Annotated in this window: 13 protein-coding genes; 6 read left to right on the top strand and 7 right to left on the bottom strand. The window is 66.6% G+C overall.

Annotated features, from left to right (window positions below; all coding sequences use genetic code 11):
• Positions 1-5: 5 nt before the first annotated feature.
• Together QTH97_RS19035 and QTH97_RS19030 are read right to left on the bottom strand one after the other, a co-directional pair.
• Positions 6-2,231, bottom strand: coding sequence for a response regulator (locus QTH97_RS19035; protein ID WP_286569997.1), 2,226 nt, complete (start codon positions 2,229-2,231; stop codon positions 6-8).
• Positions 2,228-8,575 carry a HAMP domain-containing protein gene (locus QTH97_RS19030; RefSeq protein ID WP_353655643.1) on the bottom strand — a complete coding sequence of 2,116 codons (6,348 nt, stop codon included), beginning with the start codon at positions 8,573-8,575 and terminating at the stop codon, positions 2,228-2,230. The genes QTH97_RS19035 and QTH97_RS19030 overlap by 4 nt, the downstream gene beginning before the upstream one ends.
• Positions 8,576-8,803: 228 nt before the next feature.
• On the opposite strand from QTH97_RS19030, the gene QTH97_RS19025 reads away from it, so the two are divergent.
• From QTH97_RS19025 to QTH97_RS19000, 6 genes are all read left to right on the top strand, one after another.
• Positions 8,804-9,304, top strand: coding sequence for a hypothetical protein (locus tag QTH97_RS19025; RefSeq protein WP_286569996.1), 501 nt, complete (start codon positions 8,804-8,806; stop codon positions 9,302-9,304).
• A 161-nt stretch (positions 9,305-9,465) separates the two neighbouring features.
• Positions 9,466-10,422, top strand: a complete 957-nt coding sequence (locus tag QTH97_RS19020; RefSeq protein ID WP_286569995.1) for a TauD/TfdA dioxygenase family protein — start codon at positions 9,466-9,468, stop codon at positions 10,420-10,422.
• 19 nt (positions 10,423-10,441) lie between these two features.
• Entirely contained in the window at positions 10,442-11,794 is a 1,353-nt protein-coding gene (locus QTH97_RS19015) for an ABC transporter substrate-binding protein (RefSeq protein ID WP_286569994.1), read from the top strand.
• 10 nt (positions 11,795-11,804) lie between these two features.
• A complete protein-coding gene (locus QTH97_RS19010) occupies positions 11,805-12,713 on the top strand; it encodes a carbohydrate ABC transporter permease (protein ID WP_286569993.1) in 909 nt (302 codons plus the stop codon).
• Positions 12,700-13,623 (top strand): carbohydrate ABC transporter permease, encoded by a 924-nt coding sequence (locus QTH97_RS19005; protein ID WP_286569992.1) that lies wholly within the window; start codon positions 12,700-12,702, stop codon positions 13,621-13,623. Before QTH97_RS19010 ends, QTH97_RS19005 begins: the two co-directional genes overlap by 14 nt.
• A 6-nt stretch (positions 13,624-13,629) precedes the next feature.
• Complete coding sequence (locus QTH97_RS19000) at positions 13,630-14,697, top strand: ABC transporter ATP-binding protein (RefSeq protein ID WP_286569991.1); 1,068 nt, start codon at positions 13,630-13,632, stop codon at positions 14,695-14,697.
• Positions 14,698-14,724: 27 nt separating this feature from the next.
• Here QTH97_RS19000 and QTH97_RS18995 read toward each other — a convergent pair whose 3' ends face one another.
• The 5 genes from QTH97_RS18995 to QTH97_RS18975 all read right to left on the bottom strand — a co-directional run bounded on the left by QTH97_RS18995 (position 14,725) and on the right by QTH97_RS18975 (position 19,528).
• Positions 14,725-16,269: a hybrid sensor histidine kinase/response regulator gene (locus QTH97_RS18995; RefSeq protein WP_286569989.1), complete on the bottom strand. Its 1,545-nt coding sequence runs from the start codon at positions 16,267-16,269 to the stop codon at positions 14,725-14,727.
• Complete coding sequence (locus QTH97_RS18990; protein WP_286569988.1) at positions 16,266-17,771, bottom strand: ATPase domain-containing protein; 1,506 nt, start codon at positions 17,769-17,771, stop codon at positions 16,266-16,268. Before QTH97_RS18990 ends, QTH97_RS18995 begins: the two co-directional genes overlap by 4 nt.
• Positions 17,772-17,796: 25 nt before the next feature.
• On the bottom strand, positions 17,797-18,012 hold the full coding sequence (locus QTH97_RS18985) for a hypothetical protein (RefSeq protein WP_286569987.1): 216 nt from the start codon (positions 18,010-18,012) through the stop codon (positions 17,797-17,799).
• Positions 18,013-18,141: 129 nt separating this feature from the next.
• Positions 18,142-18,588, bottom strand: coding sequence for a DUF411 domain-containing protein (locus tag QTH97_RS18980; protein WP_286569986.1), 447 nt, complete (start codon positions 18,586-18,588; stop codon positions 18,142-18,144).
• Between the two features lie 25 nt (positions 18,589-18,613).
• Positions 18,614-19,528 carry a protein NO VEIN domain-containing protein gene (locus QTH97_RS18975; RefSeq protein WP_286569985.1) on the bottom strand — a complete coding sequence of 305 codons (915 nt, stop codon included), beginning with the start codon at positions 19,526-19,528 and terminating at the stop codon, positions 18,614-18,616.
• Positions 19,529-19,533: the final 5 nt, after the last annotated feature.

Genomic DNA, 19,533 nt, shown 5'->3' with positions numbered 1-19,533 from the left:
TCGACTCAGGCGCCGGCTTGCGCATCGGCGCTGTCGCCCCCCGGCGAATGGCGCCACGCCCTGATGCAGTTCAGCAAGGCGGTCGCGTCCGCGGGCTTGACGAAGTGATGGTTGAAGCCGGCGTCGAATGCGGTTTGCCGGTCTTCCTTTTGCCCGTAGCCCGTGAGCGCGATGAGCAGCACGTTCTCCGTCTCGCGCATGCGGCGCAGTCGCCGGGCCACCTCGTAGCCGTCCAGCAAGGGCAGTCCGATATCGAGGAGCACGACCGTCGGGCGATGCACCGACACTGCCTCCAGCGCCTCCTCGCCATCCGATGCGGTCAGCACGGTATGGCCGTCGATCTCCAGCACGGTCGCGATCGCGTGCGCGGCGTCGTGGTTGTCGTCCACAACCAGCACCCGATGAACAACCTGTCCTTCGCTGGTGACCTCCGGCGGCTGCGCGGCCTTGGCCTCCTGGCGCACCAGGGTGATGCACGGGAGCCGCACCCTGAACTCCGAGCCCTTGTCCTTGCCGAAACTGGTGGCCTCGATGCGACCGCCATGCATTTCAGTCAACCTCCGCGCCAAAGTCAGGCCAACACCCAATCCGCCCTGCGCGCGATCGAGCCCTCGCTTCCCCTGTGCGAACAGGTCGAAGATGCGGGGGAGCAGTTCGTCGTCGATGCCGATGCCCTGGTCGCTCACCGTCACCACCACCTCGCGATCCTCGATGGTCGACCGCAGGAAGATGTGCGTGCCTTCAGGGCTGTACTTCGACGCGTTGTGAAGCAGGTTGGCAATGACCTGTGTAAGCCTTGCCGCGTCGCCGTGCAGCCAGGCCGGCCGCTCCGGGATGGCCACGCTGAGGGTCTGGTGCCGGCTCTTGATCGCCGGCTGGATGGTCTCCACGCTCTGCGCGATGACCTTGTTGAGGTCCATGGACTCGCGCTTCAGGGTGATCTTGCCCTGGCTGATCCGCGTGACGTCGAGCAGTTCCTCGATGAGACGGGTCATCTGCTGGAGCTGCCTGTTCGCGATGTCCAGCGCCCATGACACCTTGGGATTCGGTGCCGCGACCCTTCGGATCACCTCGACCGCCGTGTGGATGGGGGCCAGCGGGTTGCGCAGCTCATGGGACATCATGGCCAGGAACTCGTCCTTTCGCTGGTCGGCCTGCTGCAATTCCTCCTGCGCGGCCTTGCGCTCGGCAATCTCGCGCTGCAGCACCCCATAGAGCCTCGCGTTCTCGAAGGCGGCAGCAGCGCGCACCGCAAGCTCTTCCAGCAATGTCTTTTCGGCCCCGCCCTGCCCTTCCGGATCATCTCCAGAGAGCACAAGCACGGCACCGAGCACGCGGCCACCGAAGATCAAGGGCATCGCGCCCGCCCATCGAATGGGAGGCAGCGACACTGCGCTGCCGCCGATGCCGAGGGAGCCGGCATCCAATGCGCCGAGCATCCCCGGCGCGAGGGCGATGAACGCTCCATGCTCGATGGCGTTGCCGAGCGTTGCGACCAGCAGCGCATCGAGCGGCGCGTCGGTCCTGGAAACGATCGGCCGACCGCCCGAACGCGCCCGTGCGGCAACCACCGCCTTGCACGGCGGGAAGTCCGGGTCCGAGGGCAGCACGACAGCGGCTGCGGCAACCGCGGGCACGAGCAACTCGGCCAACTGGGCCGCCGCGACGTCGATCTCCAGCGATACGCTCAGCGCCCGGCTCGCATGGGCCAGGTAGGCGGAGCGCCTGTCGCTCTCCTCCGCGACACGCCGTGCGGCATCGGCGGCCATCATCGCCGCGCGCGCATCGGCCTGGAGTTGCACCTCGCGCTGCATGAGGTAGAGCGAAACGAACACGCCGACCTTGCTGCGCAGGATTTCCGGCACCAGCGGCGACAGCATGTAGTCGACCGCACCCAGCGAATAGCCGCGCGCGGTCTGCATCTCGTCGGCGTAGGAGGTGATGAAGATGATGGGCGTATGGGCGCTGCGGCGATGCTGTCGTATCAGCGCCGCGGTCTCGAAGCCGTCCATGCCGGGCATGTTCACGTCGAGCAGGATGACCGCGAACTCCCGCTGCAGCAGTTCCCTGAGCGCTTCCTCGCCCGAACGCACCAGCACGAGGTTCTGCCCGAGATCCTCGAGGACGGTCTGGAACACGAGCAACTTCTCGGGCAGGTCGTCCACGACCAGGATGTTGGCGCGATCGGCCGACCCGACCGGAGCCGGGATCGCCGTGCCGGTCAGGTTCACTGGCACAGCCAGCCTCGCAACACGACGAGAAGATAGGCCGTGTCCACCGGCTTGGAGAGGTAGTCCCACGCTCCGGCCTCGATGCACTTCTCGCGATCGCCCTTCATCGCCTTGGCAGTCACCGCCACCAGCGGCAGATGCTTGCCACGCGGCAGGCGCCGCAGCTCGCGCATGGTTTCCATGCCGTCCATCTCCGGCATCATGATGTCCATGAGGACGATGTCGATCTCGGCATCTTCCTGCACGAAGCGGATCGCGTCGCGGCCGTTCTCGGCCGAGACGATCACCATGCCCTGCTGGTCCAGCACGGTCGCGAGCGCGAAGATGTTCCGGATGTCGTCGTCGACGATCAGCACCTTCTTGCCGGCCAGGCTGCCGGTGACGTCGTTCACGGCCTCGACCGCGCGGCGCTCGGCCTCCGACATGCCGGCGGTCGGACGGTGCAGGAAGAAGGTGCCCGCTTCGATGAGCTGGTCCAGCGTCTGAACGTTCCGCCAGGCGCCCTCGCCCTGGCCGTGCCGCCAATCCAGCCCTGGAATTTCGTCGGCACGCGGCTGCCCGGCCGGCTGCGGGTCGTAGACGATCACGGGCAGTTGCTGGACGGGCGACCTCTGTTCCAGAGGCTCGACGACATCCAGTCGGCTCAGCCCGGCCACACGGCCATCGGTGATCAGGCAATCCACGTCGCCGACCGCCAGTTCGCGCCGTACTTCATCGGCGCTGTCGGTCCAGACCACGTCGACGGCGCCGCCGCCGAACGCTTCGCGGCAGGCTTCGCGCACCGGCGAATCCCCGGACACGGCCACCAGCAACTTGCGCGACGGGGCATGCACATAGCGGCGCAAGTGGTTCATCGCGGCTTCGACTTCGTCGATCGATTGCAGCGGCTTGGACAGAAACCCCAGCGCGCCCGAACTCAGCGCGCGGGCTCGCGAATCGTCAGTGGAAACCACGCAGACCGGCACATGGCGCGTCGCGAGATCGCTCTTGAGGCGCTCCAGGATGCGCCACCCGTCCATGTCCGGCAGATGGATGTCGAGCGTGATCAGGCTTGGACGGTAGTCGCGCGCCAAAGCCAGCGCACCCGCCCCGCTGGGGCTGACCAGGGCCTTGAGGCCACTCGCACGCGCGGCCTGCATCAGCACCTTGGCGAAGGCCAGGTCGTTCTCGACGATCAAGGCCACGTCATCGCCTGAAAGTGTCATGTCGCGATCGTCGCCTGCGACGTTCAGCGCGGACAGGTCGTCTTCCGCGGGACGCGTGTCAGCCGCTGCGCCCGCCTCGATGTCCGACGAGGCGACGGGTCGCGCATCGACGAGCCGGTTGCGCACGGGCCTGCTCAGCACTTCCGCGTCGATGACGCCCGCCCGGACCGAACGCGCGCCGCGCGCAGGGCTGTAGCTCTGCGGAAGGTAGAGCGTGAAGGTGCTCCCCTGCGCCGGCGTGCTGACCAGGCGGATCTCGCCACCGAGCAGGCGCGCAAGCTCGCGGCTGATCGCCAGGCCCAGCCCGGTGCCGCCGTACTTGCGAGAGGTGGACCCGTCGGCCTGCTGAAAAGCCTCGAACACGATCTGCTGCTTGTCCGCCGAGATGCCGATGCCCGTGTCAGACACCGAGAACGCCAGCACGTGGCTGGCCCGGCCGAGTTCCTCGCTATCGCGCGACCAGCCGGATTCGACCCGGGTGATGGACAGCGAGACGGAGCCATGGTGCGTGAACTTGAAGGCGTTCGACAGGAGATTCTTGATGATCTGCTGCAGCCGCTTGACGTCGGTCACGACAGTCTCCGGCAGCGGCTCGACCACGTTGATCTCGAAGTCCACGTGCTTGGACTCGGCCACGTGGCGGAAGCTGCGCTCGACGGCGCGGCGCAGTTCTTCCAGCCGTACTTCGCTCACCTCCACCGCCACCGTGCCGGACTCGATCTTCGAGAGGTCGAGGATGTCGTTGATCAGCATCAGCAGGTCGTTGCCCGAGAGATGGATCGTCTTCGCGAACTCGACCTGCCGGGGCGTGAGGTTGCCGTCGCCGTTCTTGCACAACTGGTCCGACAGGATCAGCAGGCTGTTGAGCGGCGTGCGCAGCTCGTGCGACATGTTGGCCAGGAACTCGGACTTGTACTTGGAGGTCAGCGCCAGTTGTTCCGCCTTCTCTTCCAGCGCCTGGCGTGCCTGCTCGACCTCCTGGTTCTTGCGCTCCACCTCCTGGTTCTGGTGCACCAGCAGGCGGGCTTTCTCCTGCAGCGCCTCGTTGGTCTGCTGAAGCTCCTGCTGCCGGTTCTGGAGCTCCTGCGCGAGCGACTGCGACTGCGTCAGCAGATCCTCGGTGCGCATGTTGGCGGAGATGGTGTTGATGACGATGCCGATCGACTCGGTCAACTGGTCCAGGAAGGCCTGGTGCGCGGGATTGAAGCGTTCGAGCGATGCCAGCTCCAGCACGCCGCGCACCTCGCCCTCGAACACCACCGGCAGCACGATCACGTCCATCGCCGCGCCTTCGCTCAGCCCTGTCGCCACCTTGAAGGCGGTGCTCGGCACGTTCGTGAGCAGGATCTTCGACTTCTCGATCGCGCACTGGCCGACCAGCCCCTGCCCGATGTCGATCTCCTTGCCGTGCGAACTCTGCCCGCCGGAAGCGTAGCTCGCGAAGAGCTTCAGCTTGGCGGAGCCTCCGCTGTTCGTGAGCACATAGAACTCCGCCTGCTGCGCGCCGACCACCGGCGCCAACTCGGAAAGAATCAGCTGGCCCACTGTCAGCAGATCCTTCTGGCCCTGCAGCATCCGGCTGAACTTGGCCAGGTTGGTCTTCAGCCAGTCCTGCTCGGTGTTCTTCTGGGTCGTGTCCTTCAGGTTGCGGATCATCTCGTTGATCGTGTCCTTCAGCGCCGCTACCTCGCCTTGCGCCTCGACGGTGATGGAACGCGTCAGGTCGCCCTGCGTCACCGCCGTCGCGACCTCGGCGATCGCGCGGACCTGGGTCGTCAGATTGGCGGCGAGCTGGTTGACGTTCTCGGTCAGGCCCTTCCAGGTGCCGGACGCGCCGGGCACCTTCGCCTGGCCGCCGAGCTTGCCTTCGACGCCGACCTCGCGCGCCACCGTCGTGACCTGGTCGGCGAAAGTGGCGAGCGTGTCCGTCATGCTGTTGATCGTCTCGGCCAGCGCGGCGATCTCGCCCTTGGCCTCCACGGTCAGCTTCTGCTTCAGGTCGCCGTCGGCCACGGCCGTCACCACCTTGGCGATGCCCCGCACCTGGCTCGTCAGGTTGCCGGCCATGAAGTTGACGTTCTCGGTGAGGTCCTTCCAGGTGCCGGACACGTCGCGCACCTGCGCCTGTCCGCCCAGCCGGCCCTCGGTGCCCACCTCGCGCGCGACGCGGGTCACCTCCGCGGCGAAGGACGACAACTGGTCCACCATGGTGTTGATGGTCGCCTTCAGCTCCAGGATCTCGCCCTTCACGTCCACCGTGATCTTCTTGGAGAGGTCCCCTGCCGCCACCGCCTTGGTCACGTCCGCGATGTTGCGCACCTGCGAGGTGAGATTGGAGGCCATCAGGTTGACGGAGTCCGTGAGGTCCTTCCACGTGCCGGCGACACCCTGCACATCGGCCTGCCCGCCCAGGATGCCCTCGGTGCCCACCTCGAGCGCGACCCGGGTCACTTCCGCAGCGAACGATCGCAACTGGTCCACCATCGTGTTGACGGTGTTCTTGAGTTCCGAGATCTCGCCTTTCACGTCCACGGTGATCTTCTTCGACAGGTCGCCCGCGGCCACGGCGGTGGTCACCTCCGCGATGTTGCGCACCTGCGAAGTCAGGTTGCCGGCCATGAAGTTGACCGACTCCGTGAGGTCCTTCCAAGTGCCGGCGACGCCCTGCACGTCGGCCTGCCCGCCCAGGATCCCTTCAGTCCCCACCTCGCGCGCGACCCGCGTCACCTCCGCGGCGAAGGAGCGCAGCTGGTCCACCATGGTGTTCACGGTGTTCTTCAGTTCGAGGATCTCGCCCTTCACGTCGACCGTGATCTTCTTGGAGAGGTCGCCCGCCGCGACGGCCTTGGTCACGTCGGCGATGTTGCGCACCTGCGAGGTCAGGTTGGACGCCATCGAGTTCACCGATTCGGTGAGGTCCTTCCAGGTCCCGGCCACGCCTTGCACGTCGGCCTGGCCACCGAGCTTGCCCTCCGTGCCCACCTCGCGCGCGACCCGCGTCACTTCGGCCGCGAAAGAGGAGAGCTGGTCCACCATGGTGTTGATGGTGTTGGTCAGCTCCAGGATCTCGCCCTTGGTGTCGACCGAGATCTTCTTGGAGAGGTCGCCGGCTGCCACTGCCTTGGTCACGTCCGCGATGTTGCGCACCTGGCTGGTGAGGTTGCCTGCCATGAAGTTGACGGATTCCGTGAGGTCCTTCCACGTGCCGGCCACACCCTGCACGTCGGCCTGCCCGCCGAGCTTGCCCTCGGTGCCCACCTCGCGCGCCACCCGCGTGACTTCGGCGGCGAAGGAACGCAGTTGATCCACCATCGTGTTGATGGTGGCCTTCAGTTCGAGGATTTCACCCTTCACGTCCACCGTGATCTTCTTCGAGAGGTCGCCCGCCGCCACCGCCTTGGTCACGTCCGCGATGTTGCGCACCTGGCTCGTGAGGTTGCCGGCCATCGAATTGACGGATTCCGTCAAGTCCCGCCAGGTGCCCGCGACGCCCTTGACCTCAGCCTGCCCGCCAAGACGCCCCTCGGTGCCGACCTCCCGCGCGACCCGCGTCACTTCGTCGGCGAAGGAGGAGAGTTGATCCACCATGGTGTTGATGGTTGCCTTCAGCTCCAGGATCTCGCCCTTCACGTCGACCGTGATCTTCTTCGAGAGGTCCCCGGCTGCCACGGCCTTGGTCACGTCCGCGATGTTGCGCACCTGGCTCGTGAGGTTGGACGCCATCGAGTTCACCGAGTCCGTCAAGTCCTTCCACGTGCCGGCCACCCCCTGCACGTCGGCCTGGCCGCCGAGCTTGCCTTCGGTGCCCACTTCGCGCGCCACCCGCGTCACCTCGGCCGCGAACGAGCGCAACTGGTCGACCATCGTGTTGATGGTGTTCTTGAGTTCCGAGATCTCGCCCTTCACGTCCACGGTGATCTTCTTGGAGAGGTCTCCAGCGGCAACGGCCGTCGTGACCTCCGCGATATTGCGCACCTGGGAAGTGAGATTGCCGGCCATGAAGTTCACGGACTCGGTCAGGTCTTTCCAGGTGCCGGCCACGCCCTGCACGTCGGCCTGCCCGCCCAGCTTTCCTTCGGTGCCCACCTCCCGCGCCACCCGCGTGACTTCGGCCGCGAACGACCGGAGTTGATCGACCAGCGTGTTGACGGTGTTCTTCAGCTCCAGAATCTCGCCCTTGCCGTCGACAGTGATCTTCTTGGACAGGTCGCCGGCCGCCACCGCCTTGGTCACGTCGGCGATGTTGCGCACCTGGCTGGTGAGATTGCCCGCCATGGAGTTCACGGAATCCGTGAGGTCCTTCCAGGTGCCCGACACGCCCTCGACCCGCGCCTGCCCGCCCAGCGAACCTTCGGTGCCCACTTCGCGTGCCACCCGCGTCACCTCGGAGGCGAAGGAGCGCAGCTGGTCGACCATCGTGTTGATCGTGTTCTTCAGCGTCAGGAACTCGCCCTTCACGTCGACGTCGATCTTCTTCGAGAGGTCGCCCTTCGCGACCGCCGTGGTCACGTCGGCGATGTTGCGAACCTGGTCGGTCAGGTTGCCGGCCATGGAATTCACCGAGTCCGTCAGGTCCTTCCACGTGCCGGCCACGCCCTTGACCTTGGCCTGCCCGCCCAGCTTGCCCTCCGTGCCCACTTCGCGCGCCACGCGCGTGACCTCGGCGGAGAAGTTGCCGAGTTGCTCGACCATCTTGTTGATCGTCCTGGCGGTGCGCAGGAACTCGCCTTCGAGTTCGCGCCCTTCGACCTCGAGCGCCATGCTCTTGGACAGGTCGCCCTGCGCCACTGCGCCGATGACCCGGGCGACCTCGCTGGTCGGGTGCACCAGGTCGTCGATGAGCGAATTGACGCAGGCGATCGACTCACCCCAGAAACCGCGCGCCTCGTGCATCACCGCCCGCTGCTTGAGCTTGCCTTCCTTGCCGACGACCTGCCGCAGCCGCGTCAGCTCCGAGGCCAGCATGGCATTCTGTTCCACGAGGCCGTTGAAGGAATCCGCGACCTTGCCGGAGAGGCCGTCCCAATGTGCCGGAAGCCGGACCTTGGGATCTCCCTTGCGCAGCCGGGTCATCGCATCGAGCAATACCACCATGTGCTGCACGGTGTCCGAAGGGGATACCTGGTCGATGACGTTCATGAATGCCTCGGTGGAAAACGCGCGGGGAACAGATCGCAACGAGGCCTTGTGGGGTTCCGCGTCCCCTCCATCGCAGTCCGGGCCCCCTGCGGCGAAAGATCGTATTCCGCCAATAGGAGTCCACTCACAGGCAGATTGTCGGAGCCCGGCACTTTGATGCGTAGGCGGGGGACTACAGATGGAAAACAGGCGGCAGGAAGCGCCCGCCGCCCCCTACCATCTGCGACCATGAAACTGCTCCTCGGCCTTTACTCGGCGGTCCATGCGTTCATGGCCGCCCTCTTCGCCATGACGGCGCTGATGCTCATCGCGATCGCCGCGCGCGTGGCCTGGACGGCATTCACCGGCGGGCTCGACGCCTCGGCGGCCGAGGCCATCATCGAGGCCATGGGCTTGCTGGCGGCGGCGGTGGTCGCCTTGCAGATCTCGCAGACCATCGCCGAGGAGGAAGTCATCCGCGACGCGCACATCAGCGCTCCCACCCGCGTTCGGAGGTTCCTCTCGCGCTTCATGGTCGTGATCGTCGTCGCGGTCGCGGTCGAAGCGCTGGTCGCCACATTCAAGGCACGCGAGGCCCCGTCGCTCCTCCTCTACGCGGCCGCGACGCTGTGCTCCGTCGGCGTGATCCTGGCCGGATGGGGCCTCTTCGTGCGGCTCAACCGCTACGCCGAAGAACTGGAGCCAGAGGCCATGGCTGAAGCCAAGCGGGAGGACGCCAAGCTGAAGTAGCCGGAGGCATGAGGCTTATCCGGAAAGCGCCTAAGCATCCGCGCTAATCACCTCAGAACATTCGCTCATTTGGAAGCAACGATTCGGTAGTTCGGGGTTTGGAGTCGCGACCACAGAATCGCGCGCTCTGATTCATCCTCCCCAACCCCGAGAGTTTCCCGATGAGCACCAACGCACCCTCTTCCATCGATACGAGCTTCGGCGATCTGCGCATTCGCCGCGTGGCCGGCCACATCGGCGGCGAAGTCCAGGACCTGAAGCTGAGCGCCGACCTTTCCCAGGACCTGATCGAGCAGCTCAACGCCGCGCTGGTGAAGCACAAGGTGCTGTTCTTCCGCGGCCAGAACCACCTGGACGACGCCTCGCACCAGGCCTTCGGCGCGCGGTTCGGCCGGACCGTCGCGCACCCCACCGTGCCTTCGCCGAAGGGCACCCAGTTGTTCGAGCTCGATGCGTCCAAGGGCGGCGGACGGGCGGACTCCTGGCACACCGACGTGACCTTCGTCGATGCCTTCCCGAAGATTTCCATCCTTCGCGCCGTCCAGATCCCGGCCTACGGCGGCGACACCGTCTGGGCCAATACCGCGACCGCCTACGAGCGCCTGCCGGCCCAACTCAAGCAACTGGCCGATGGACTCTGGGCGGTGCACAGCAATGACTACGACTACGGTGCCGACCGCGTGCAGGTGGAAGAGGCTCGCCTCAACCATCACCGCAACGTGTTCGTCTCGGCCGTGTTCGAGGCCGAGCATCCGGTGGTGCACGTTCATCCGGTCTCGGGCGAGCGTTCGCTGCTGCTGGGCCACTTCGTGAAGAAGCTGGTGGGCTTTTCGAGCACCGAATCGGCGCGCCTCTTCGAACTGCTGCAGAACCGCGTCACGCGGCTGGAGAACACGGTGCGCTGGGGCTGGCGCCAGCACGACGTGGCGATCTGGGACAACCGCGCCACGCAGCATTTCGCGATCAACGACTACGGCGACCAGCCCCGCCTCGTGCGCCGGGTGACGGTGCACGGCGAGCCCGCGGTGTCCATCGACGGGCAGCGCAGCCGCACGCGCAGCCGGCCCGAGGCCACCAACGATGCGCGCATCGACGAAGTCATCGCCACGACCGCCTGAGATCGGGAGACCCTCTGCCATGACCCATCCTCCCCATCCCGATTTCCAGCGTCGCCGTCTCCTCCAGGCATCGGCCGCGCTCGGCGCCGGCGCGCTCCTGCCGAGCCTCGCCGCTGCCCAGGGCGCCGCGAAGAAATTCAGCGGCGTCACGCTGAATGTCTCCACCTTCAGCGCCGCCTATCCCAAGCTGCTGCAGCAGTGGCTGCCCGAGTTCGAGGCCCTGACCGGTGCCAAGGTGAACTTCGACGCGCCCTCCTTTCCCGTCTACAACCAGCGCGCCGACCTGGAGCTGTCGACCAAGGGCTCGGCGTACGACGTGGTCAACGTCACCTTCATCTACTCCAGCCGCTGGATCAACTCGGGCTGGCTCACGCCACTCGACGACTACATCAAGAACCCCAACCTCACGCCGGCCGATTGGGACATCAACGACTTCCTGCCCGGCGCGCGCGCGCCGGAAACGGGCAAGGACGGCAAGCTCTACGGCGTGCCCTGGACGGCCGAAGCGCTGCTCACCGCGTCGTCGCGTTTCGACCTGGTGGAGAAGGCAGGACTGGCCTTTCCGGACACCACGGACGATCTCGTCAAGGTGCTGCGCGCCGTCAACAAGAAGGAGCGCGTCGCCGGTTTCGTCGCCGACAACCACTACGGCTGGACCTTCGTGCCCTACCTGCATGCCTTCGGCGGCGACGTGTTCCGCAAGGCGCCGGACGATCTGTTCCCCACGCTGGACACCCCCGAGGCGATCGCGGCTGGCGAGTACTACGCCAACCTGCTGAAGGAGTTCGGGCCGGACGGGGCCATCACCTACCAGCCGGATCAGGTGACGCAGGCGCTCAAGCTGGGCCGGGTGAACTTCACCGATGCCGGGCAACTGCATCTGGCGCAACTGGGCGATCCGGCCACCAGCAAGACGATCAAGACCGTCAAGTTCGGCCTGGTGCCCAAGGGGCCGGCCGGACGCTTTCCCGGCACTGCCGTCCATGGGCTGGGCATTCCCGCAGGATCGAAGCAGAAGGAAGCGGCCTGGGCATTCATCCAGTGGGCGCTGAGCAAGCAGACGACGTCGCGGGCTGTCGCCGCTGGCTACGGATCACCGGCACGCCGCTCCGACATCGACTCCGAGGAGTTCCGGAAGAAGCAGATCATCAACGGCAGCAATCTCGCGCAGCTCTCGCTCGATTCGATCGAGTTGGCGGCGAAATCCGGCCACATGAAGTACAGGACGGTTTCGGTTTACCCGCAGGTCGACCAGCAGCTCAACAAGGCGATCGAACTGATCGCGAGCGGCCAGCTCTCGGCGAAGCAGGCGTTCCAGCAGGCGCAGGCCAACACCATCGCGGAGCTGAAGCGCGCCGGCGCCAAGCTGTAGTCGAGGGGCCATGGCACACGCACTTCCTGCAGCGGGCTGGCAGGCCGAAAGGCGGCGGGCGTTCCTCCTCGGCCTGTCGCCGTCGCTGGCCGTCCTGCTGCTCATCACCCTGGTACCGGCGGCGGCCCTGGTCATCGCCAGCTTCACGCCGCTGAGCCTCACGGACCCGGCGGCGAGCTTTCGCTTCGACGACCCGCTGGTCAACTACCGGCAGTTGCTGCACGACGACCGCTTCCTGGCCTCCATCGTCGTGCAGCTCAAGCTGTCCGCGTCGAGCGTGGTGTTGCAGCTGCTCGCGGGCCTGGGGCTGGCGCTGCTGCTCAACGGCAAGTCGCGCCTGCTGGAGGGTGCGCGCACGGTGTTCCTGATCCCGATGGTGCTGCCGCCGATCGTCGTCGCGCTGATCTGGAAGATCATGTACACGCCGGACGTGAGCCCGATCCACCGCACGCTCGAAACGCTCGGCTGGCCCGTGCGTTCGCTGATCGCCAACCCGGACACCGCCCTCTGGGCGATCTCGCTGGCGGACACCTGGCAGTGGTTCCCCTTCACCATGCTGATGGTGCTGGCAACGCTGCAGATGATCCCGGACGACCCCATCGAAGCCGCAACGCTCGAAGGCGCGAACCGCTGGCAGCTGTTCCGCTACATCGTGCTGCCCTATATCCGGCCAGTGCTCGTGGTGTGCGGCTTGTTCCGCCTCATCGACAGCTTCAAGGCCTTTCCGCTGATCTATGTGCTGACCAACGGCGGGCCCGGCTCGGTCACCGAGGTCACCAACTACTACGGCTTCATCCAGGCTTTCAACTTCTCCTACTGGGGCTACGCGAGCGCCATCGCGACGGTGATGCTCGCCGGCGTCTTCATTCTGAGCTGGCTGGTGGGCCGGCTGGGCTGGAGTGACCATGACAAGCGCTAATCCCGCCATCGGTGCCGGCGCCGTGCGCCCGGCTGAAACGGACGAGCGCCCATCCCTGCGCCCGATCGCCGCGAAGCCGCCGGCAACGCGGGCCCGGTTCGCTCGCTGGCTGTCCGCCCACGGCCGCGCCGTCACGGTCGCGCTGTTGCTGCTGCTCGTGCTGTCGCCCTTCCTCTGGCTGGTGCAACTCGCCTTCCGGCCGGCCGCCGACATCTTCGACGAGCGGCTCCTGTTCACGCCTACGCTGGAGGGCTTCGCGAGCCTGCTGCAGGGCAACTTCCTGAAGTCCTTCTGGAACAGCCTGCTCGTGAGCTCGCTGTCGACGGGCTTCTCGCTGCTGATCGGCGTGCCCGCGGCCTACGCGCTGACGCGGTGGAACTTCAAGGGCCGCGACCGCATCGCGCTGTGGATTCTCGTGACGCGCATGGCGCCGCCGATCGCCTTCACCATTCCTTTCTTCCTGGCCTACCAGTACCTCGGCCTGCAGGACACGGTGATCGGCCTCGCGATCGTCTACCTGACCTTCAATCTCGCCATCGTCATCTGGCTCATGCAGACCTTCTTCGAGGCCGTGCCGGCCTCGCTGGAGGAAGCGGCATGGATCGACGGCTGCGGCGTGTGGCAGGCGTTCTGGCGCGTCGCGTTGCCGCTCACTGCGCCGGGACTCGCGGCCACGGCGGTGCTGTGCTTCATCTTCTCGTGGAACGACTTCTTCTACGCCCTGATCCTCACGCGCACCAACGCCATCACCGCGCCGGTGGCGATCGTCAACTTCCTGCAATACGAAGGCTGGGAGTGGGCCAAGATCGCTGCCAGCGGAACGCTGGTGATGTTCCCGGTGGTGATCTTCACCGTGCTCGTTCGCAAATACCTCGTGCGCGGCCTGACCGCCGGCAGCATCAAGGACTGACACTCCATGGCATCCATCCACGTTCGCAAGCTCTTCAAGCAATTCGGCGGCACCTCGGTGATCCGCGGCATCGACATCGACATCCGCGACGGCGAGTTCGTCGCGCTGGTGGGGCCTTCGGGCTGCGGCAAGTCGACCCTGCTGCGCATGATCGCGGGGCTGGAAAGCATCGACGACGGTGAGATCGAACTCGGCGGCCGGCGCATCAACGACGTGGCGCCGCGCGACCGCGACGTCGCCATGGTGTTCCAGAACTACGCGCTCTATCCGCACATGACGGTCGCGCAGAACCTGGGCTTCGGCCTGAAGATCCAGGGCCTGCAGCCGGACGACATCGAGCGTCGCGTGCAACAGACGGCCGAGACGCTCGGCCTGGGCGCGCTGCTGCAGCGCCGGCCGCGCCAGCTCTCCGGCGGCCAGCGCCAGCGCGTGGCGATGGGCCGCGCGATCGTGCGCCAGCCACAGGCCTTTCTCTTCGACGAGCCGCTGTCGAACCTCGACGCCAAGCTGCGCGTGCAGATGCGCACCGAGATCAAGGCGCTGCACCAGCGTCTGGGCACCACGACGGTCTACGTCACGCATGACCAGGTCGAGGCCATGACCATGGCCGATCGCATCGTCGTGCTGAAGGACGGCCTGGTCGAACAGATCGGCGCGCCGCTGGAACTCTACGACCGCCCGCGCAATGCCTTCGTCGCCGGGTTCATCGGTTCGCCGGCCATGAACTTCATTCCGGGACGGCTGCAACTCGACGGCGCGCCGCACGTGCTCACCGACGATGGACTGCGGCTGCCTTTGGCGAACATCTCCGGCGGACTGCACGGCGACCGCGTGCTGTACGGGGCGCGCCCCGAGCATTTCACGATCGACCCGAGCCGGGGCACCTCCGCCGACGTGATCGTGGTCGAGCCGACGGGCTCGGAAACCCAGGTCGCGCTGCGCCTGGGCACTCAGCCCGTCATGGCCGCGTTCCGCGACCGTATCGCGGCGCGTCCGGGCGACCGGCTGGCGCTGTGGCCGCTGGCCGGCGAGGCACACCTCTTCGATGCGGCCGGGGGGCAACGGCTCAACTGACCGAGCCGCAGGGGTCGAGTCCGTGGCTCACGTGCCGCCGAGCGCGGCCATGAACTCCGGGAGATTCAGCGGCTTCAGCAGGTGGTGGTCGAAACCCGCCGCCGCGATGCGGTCCTTGTAGCCCTGCTGGCCCCAGCCCGTGAGCGCGATGAGCATCGTTTGCGCGCCGCCGGGCTCGGCCCGAAGATGCCGCGCCAGGTCACAGCCGTCCATGCCGGGCATGCCGATGTCGAGCACCGCGATGTCGATGTCGTTCGACCTGGCGAGCTGCAACGCTTCCTCCCCGCTGTAGGCCACCAGGGTGGCGGCGCCCATTGTTCCCAGCAGTTCGGCCAGGCTGTCGGCTGCATCGCGGTTGTCGTCGACGACGAGGACCACGCCTTCGATCGAACGCGCCCACCCGTCCTGCGACACGATCGCGCGCGGCCTGGGCGCCGATGCGGTCTTCGCCAAGGGGAGCCGGACGGTGAACGTCGCGCCATGGCCGAGGCCCTCGCTCGCGGCCTCCACGCTGCCGCCGTGGAGCTCGACCAGACTCTTGACCAATGTCAGGCCGATGCCGAGCCCGCCTTGCGCGGCCTTGGAGGTTCCGCTCACCTGCACGAACATCTCGAAGATGGACCTGAGCATGTCCGGCGACAGGCCCGTGCCGGTGTCGCTCACCTGGACCACCGCGTGCCGGTCGAGCTGCCGCGCAAGCACCTTGATGTGCCCGCCCGGCGGCGTGTACTTGGCCGCGTTGTTCAGCAGGTTGGAGAACACCTGTGTCAGGCGCACGGCGTCGCCTCGCATGACCAGCGGTTCGTCGCCCAGCTTGACGGACAGCGTGTGGCCCGCCCGTTCGACCAGCGGCCGGCTCAGTTCGATTGCATCGTCGATGACCGCGTCGAGCAACACGGTGCGCATCTGCAGCTCGATCTTCCCGCGCGTGATGCGCGACACCTCCATCAGGTCGTTCACCAAGCGCACCATGTGGTCGACCTGGCGGCCCATCAGCTCGTAGTACTTCGCGGCTTCCTCCGCAGACGGCTTCTTGCGGGCGAGCAGCGACAAGGCGGTGCTCAGGGGCGCCAGCGGATTGCGCAACTCGTGCGCCAGGGTGGCAAGGAATTCGGTCTTGCGCTGGTCGGCGTCGCGCAAGCTGTCCAGCACGCTGCGCAACTCGTACTGGCGGCGGCGCGCGCGCAAGGCCGTGCGCACCGCGCTCACGAGGGCCGCCACGCGCATCGGCCGCTCGATGACGGTCACGTTGGCGAACTCGTCCATCACCTCCGCGATGGCCCTTGAGTCCGCACCTTGTCGCGCCAGCACGATCACCGGCAGGTCGGACCATGGGCCTTGCGAAGCCAGGGCGACCTTCAGCTCCGTCATGGCGAGGCCGGCAATGACTTCCTCGGCCAGCATGACGGCGCCGGCGCCGGCCGACAACTCCCGCACCAGCTCGCCCATGTCCGCGCAGATCTGCGGGTCGAACTGCGCGCGCCGCAGCACGGCGCTCGCCATCATGGCGTCCTTCGAGGTCGCCGCCCGCAGCAGGACGCGAAACTCGAACTCGGAAGGCGCGTCGCTCACGATGTTGAACGGACCCCGTCGATCGGCACCGGAATCCCCGTGAGAATGCCGCGGAAATTGCGCAGCGGCTGGCCAACGCGCACGCCGCCGGAGGTCAACTCGAACGAACGGATCGTGCGCTCGTGCGCGCCGCCGCGCTTCTTGAGCACCGAGATCGCCTGCCGCACCTCGCCTTCGAATTCGTAGTAGCGCAGCAGCACCACCGCATCCGCGAGATAGCTCGCATCGACAGGCGTCTGCATCTGCATCCCGATCAGGCCGTGCTGCGCACCGATCAGCATGGTAGCGACGCCGTTCTGGCCGAGATAGGTCAACAGCTCATGCAGTTGCGCGATGAGAAAGCGCTCGTCCGGCATGGCGTTGAGGTAGCCATTGAGGCTGTCGATCACGATCACCGTCGCGCCGAGTTCTTCGACGGCAACGCGGATCTCGTACACGAACTCGCCAGGCGACAACTCCGCCGGATCGATCTGGCGCACGCGGATGTGCCCGGAATCGATGTACGAACCGAGATCCATCCCCATCCCTTCGCAGCGCGTGCGCAGCGTGTTGATGCTCTCGTCGAAGATGAACAGGGCGGCGCACTCGCCACGCCGGGCGGTCGCGATGGCGAACTGCACCGCGACACTGGACTTGCCCGTGCCGGGCGCGCCCACGAAGAGCGTGCTGGTGCCTTTTTCCAGGCCGCCGCCGAGCAATTCGTCGAGCGCGGGCAGGTCGCTGGGAATCCGCGTCTGCTTCAATGGCGCCGTATGCTCCGCCGCGACCAGCCGCGGAAACACCTGCAAGCCGCCCCGGACGATCTTGTAGTCGTGGAAGCCACCGCGAAATTCCTTGCCACGGTACTTGCTGACCACGAGCCGCCGCCGCGCCGCGCCGTAGTCGGGGTTCAGTTGCTCCAGCCGGATGACTGCATGGGCGATGCTCTGCACCTGCAGATCCTGCTCCGTCGCGGTGAGGTCGTCCAGCAGCAGCACGGTGCACTGGCGGCCGGTGAAGAATTGCTTGAGCGCGAGGATCTGGCGTCGGTAACGCAACGAGCCGCCCGCCAGCAGGCGCAGTTCCGACAGCGAGTCGAACACCACCCTCGTGGGCTTGATGACATCGACGTCGGCGAGGATGCGCAGCGTGGTCTCGCTCAGCTCGACTTCCGAAGGGTGGAACATCGTGTGCTGCTCGTCCGGCTCGAGCGCGTCCTGCGCCGGCAGCATCTCGCGCACCTCGATGCCCCCCATGTCCCAGCCATGCGAGCGCGCGACGCCGTCGAGCTCGGCCTGGCTCTCCGACAGCGTCACGTACAGCACCGGCTCGCCGCGCGCGGCGCCCTCGCGCAGGAACTGGATCGCCACGGTGGTCTTGCCCGCGCCGGGCGCGCCCTCCAGGAGATAGAGCCTGTGCGGCGTCAGGCCGCCGCCCAGGATGTCGTCCAGTCCGGGCACGCCCATCCTCAACAGCATGTGCGCCTCCACGTCGCCGCCCTCCAGGAAAACGTCGGTTCTCATTTCTTCCTCCATCACGCAGTGCGGCTTATCCCTTGCCTTCCACGATGGCACCTTCCGCGACATAGCGCTGGTACTCGGCGATGGGCAGCGCCGTAGTCTGTACCGCGCCTTCGTCGCCCCAGCTCAGCACTGCGCTGTCGAAAGACAGCTGCACCTCGATGGGCCCCGGCGGGATGACGATCGACGGCCCGTCGCCGGCGCGATATTCGACTTTTCCGACAACCTGGGCATTGGCGGGCATGGGCACCTCTTGAAACGCAAACAACGCTCCCGAGCATAGGAGGGAAGGCGAGCGACACGGTCGGTCTGGTGCCCATCCGGCTGTAGGCTCCAGCCGTGTCGGGTGAAGAGTCCCGGCCCGGGACCCGGCTCAGCGAGGGTAGCTGGCAAACACGGTGTCGCGGGCGTTGCGCCCGATGAGGATGACCTGATACGGCTCCTTGTGGTCGCCGTATTCCATGCCGGGCGAGCCGACCGGCATGCCGGGGACGGCCAACCCCACCGCGTCCGGCTTCAACGCCAGCAGGCGCTTGACCTCCGCCGCAGGCACGTGGCCTTCCAGGGCATAGCCCTCCACGACGCCCGTATGGCAACCGGCCAGGCGATCCGGCACGCCCAGGCGCTTGCGCAGAGGCCCGGTGTCATCGGTTTCGGTCACCGCGACCGAGAAGCCGGCCGCCTTGAGGTGGTCTGCCCATGCGGTGCAGCAGCCGCAACTGGGGTTCTTGTAGACCTGAACCTGCGTCGCGGCGCGAGCCGTCAGGGACTGGGCCAGCGGCGCCGCTGCCAGCAAGCCGAGGAGAGAGCGTCGTTTCATGGCACGTCCGGCGCGGATCGCGGAGCTATTGAAGGAGCGGTTCGAGCCCGGGCGCTTGGTCGATCTCGGCAGGCTTGTAGAGCTTGTGCTGTGCCGCGGGGCCGATGGCGTCCGTGACCACCGCAAGCCGCCACGGATCGCCCCGCTTGGCGCACGCGCGCTCGTCGCCCGTGAGCTGGAAGCCGGTGATTCCGGGTGCGGTGCCTTTCACCGCGAGCTTGAGCAAGGTGTTTCCCTTCTTGTCCGACACCTCGATGTCGTAGCCGAGCTTCTGGCTGGAGACGTCCTCCGCCTTGTAGCCGTAGCCTGCGAAGTGGCGCGTCAGGTAGTCCATCGCGGCGGCCTGCACTTCCTCCCGCGACGCCTGGCCGGAGGGAGCCACTTGGGCCGCAGCGGGAATACTGCCTCGCGCTCGCGCGGCTTCGATCTCTTCGTCCGTCGGCAGCCAGCCGCGGGCGCCGCGAACCAGGACCGCCATCTTCAGATCGGCATCCCACACGGCCACGTGCCATTCCTCGTCGTCGGGCACCCGCGTCGACACCCTGGCGGCCCTGTCGGTCTCCATGTCGGCGATGGCGACGCGGTTTGTCTGAAGCACCGCCCTTACGCCCTGGCCTGCGTCCAGCGCACGCTTGAGCAGTTGGAGACGATCCTTGGCGCGCTGGACTTGCAGTGCGCTGCGGTCGCCGCCGCCGATGCGGTGATGTGTATCCAGCGATTCGAGATAGAACCAGCGCCCGCCGGCGCCGATGCTGACGAACTCCGCCCAGATGGTGGCGATGATGTTGTCACCGGTGGCCAGCCAGGCCTGCTCGGACGCTTTTTCTCGGGCATCGAAGACACCCATCTTGGAAATGATCTCGACCGGGGTGCGCTTCTCGCCTCGCAGGCGCTTTTCATTGATGACCGCAAGGACTGCGGGGACGACTTCTTTGTCCATTCGGA

Source organism: Variovorax gracilis (assembly GCF_030317115.1).
GTDB classification, from domain to species: domain Bacteria; phylum Pseudomonadota; class Gammaproteobacteria; order Burkholderiales; family Burkholderiaceae_C; genus Variovorax; species Variovorax gracilis.
Note: the sequence above shows the minus strand (reverse complement) of the source record. Positions and strands in the feature narration are given on the sequence as shown.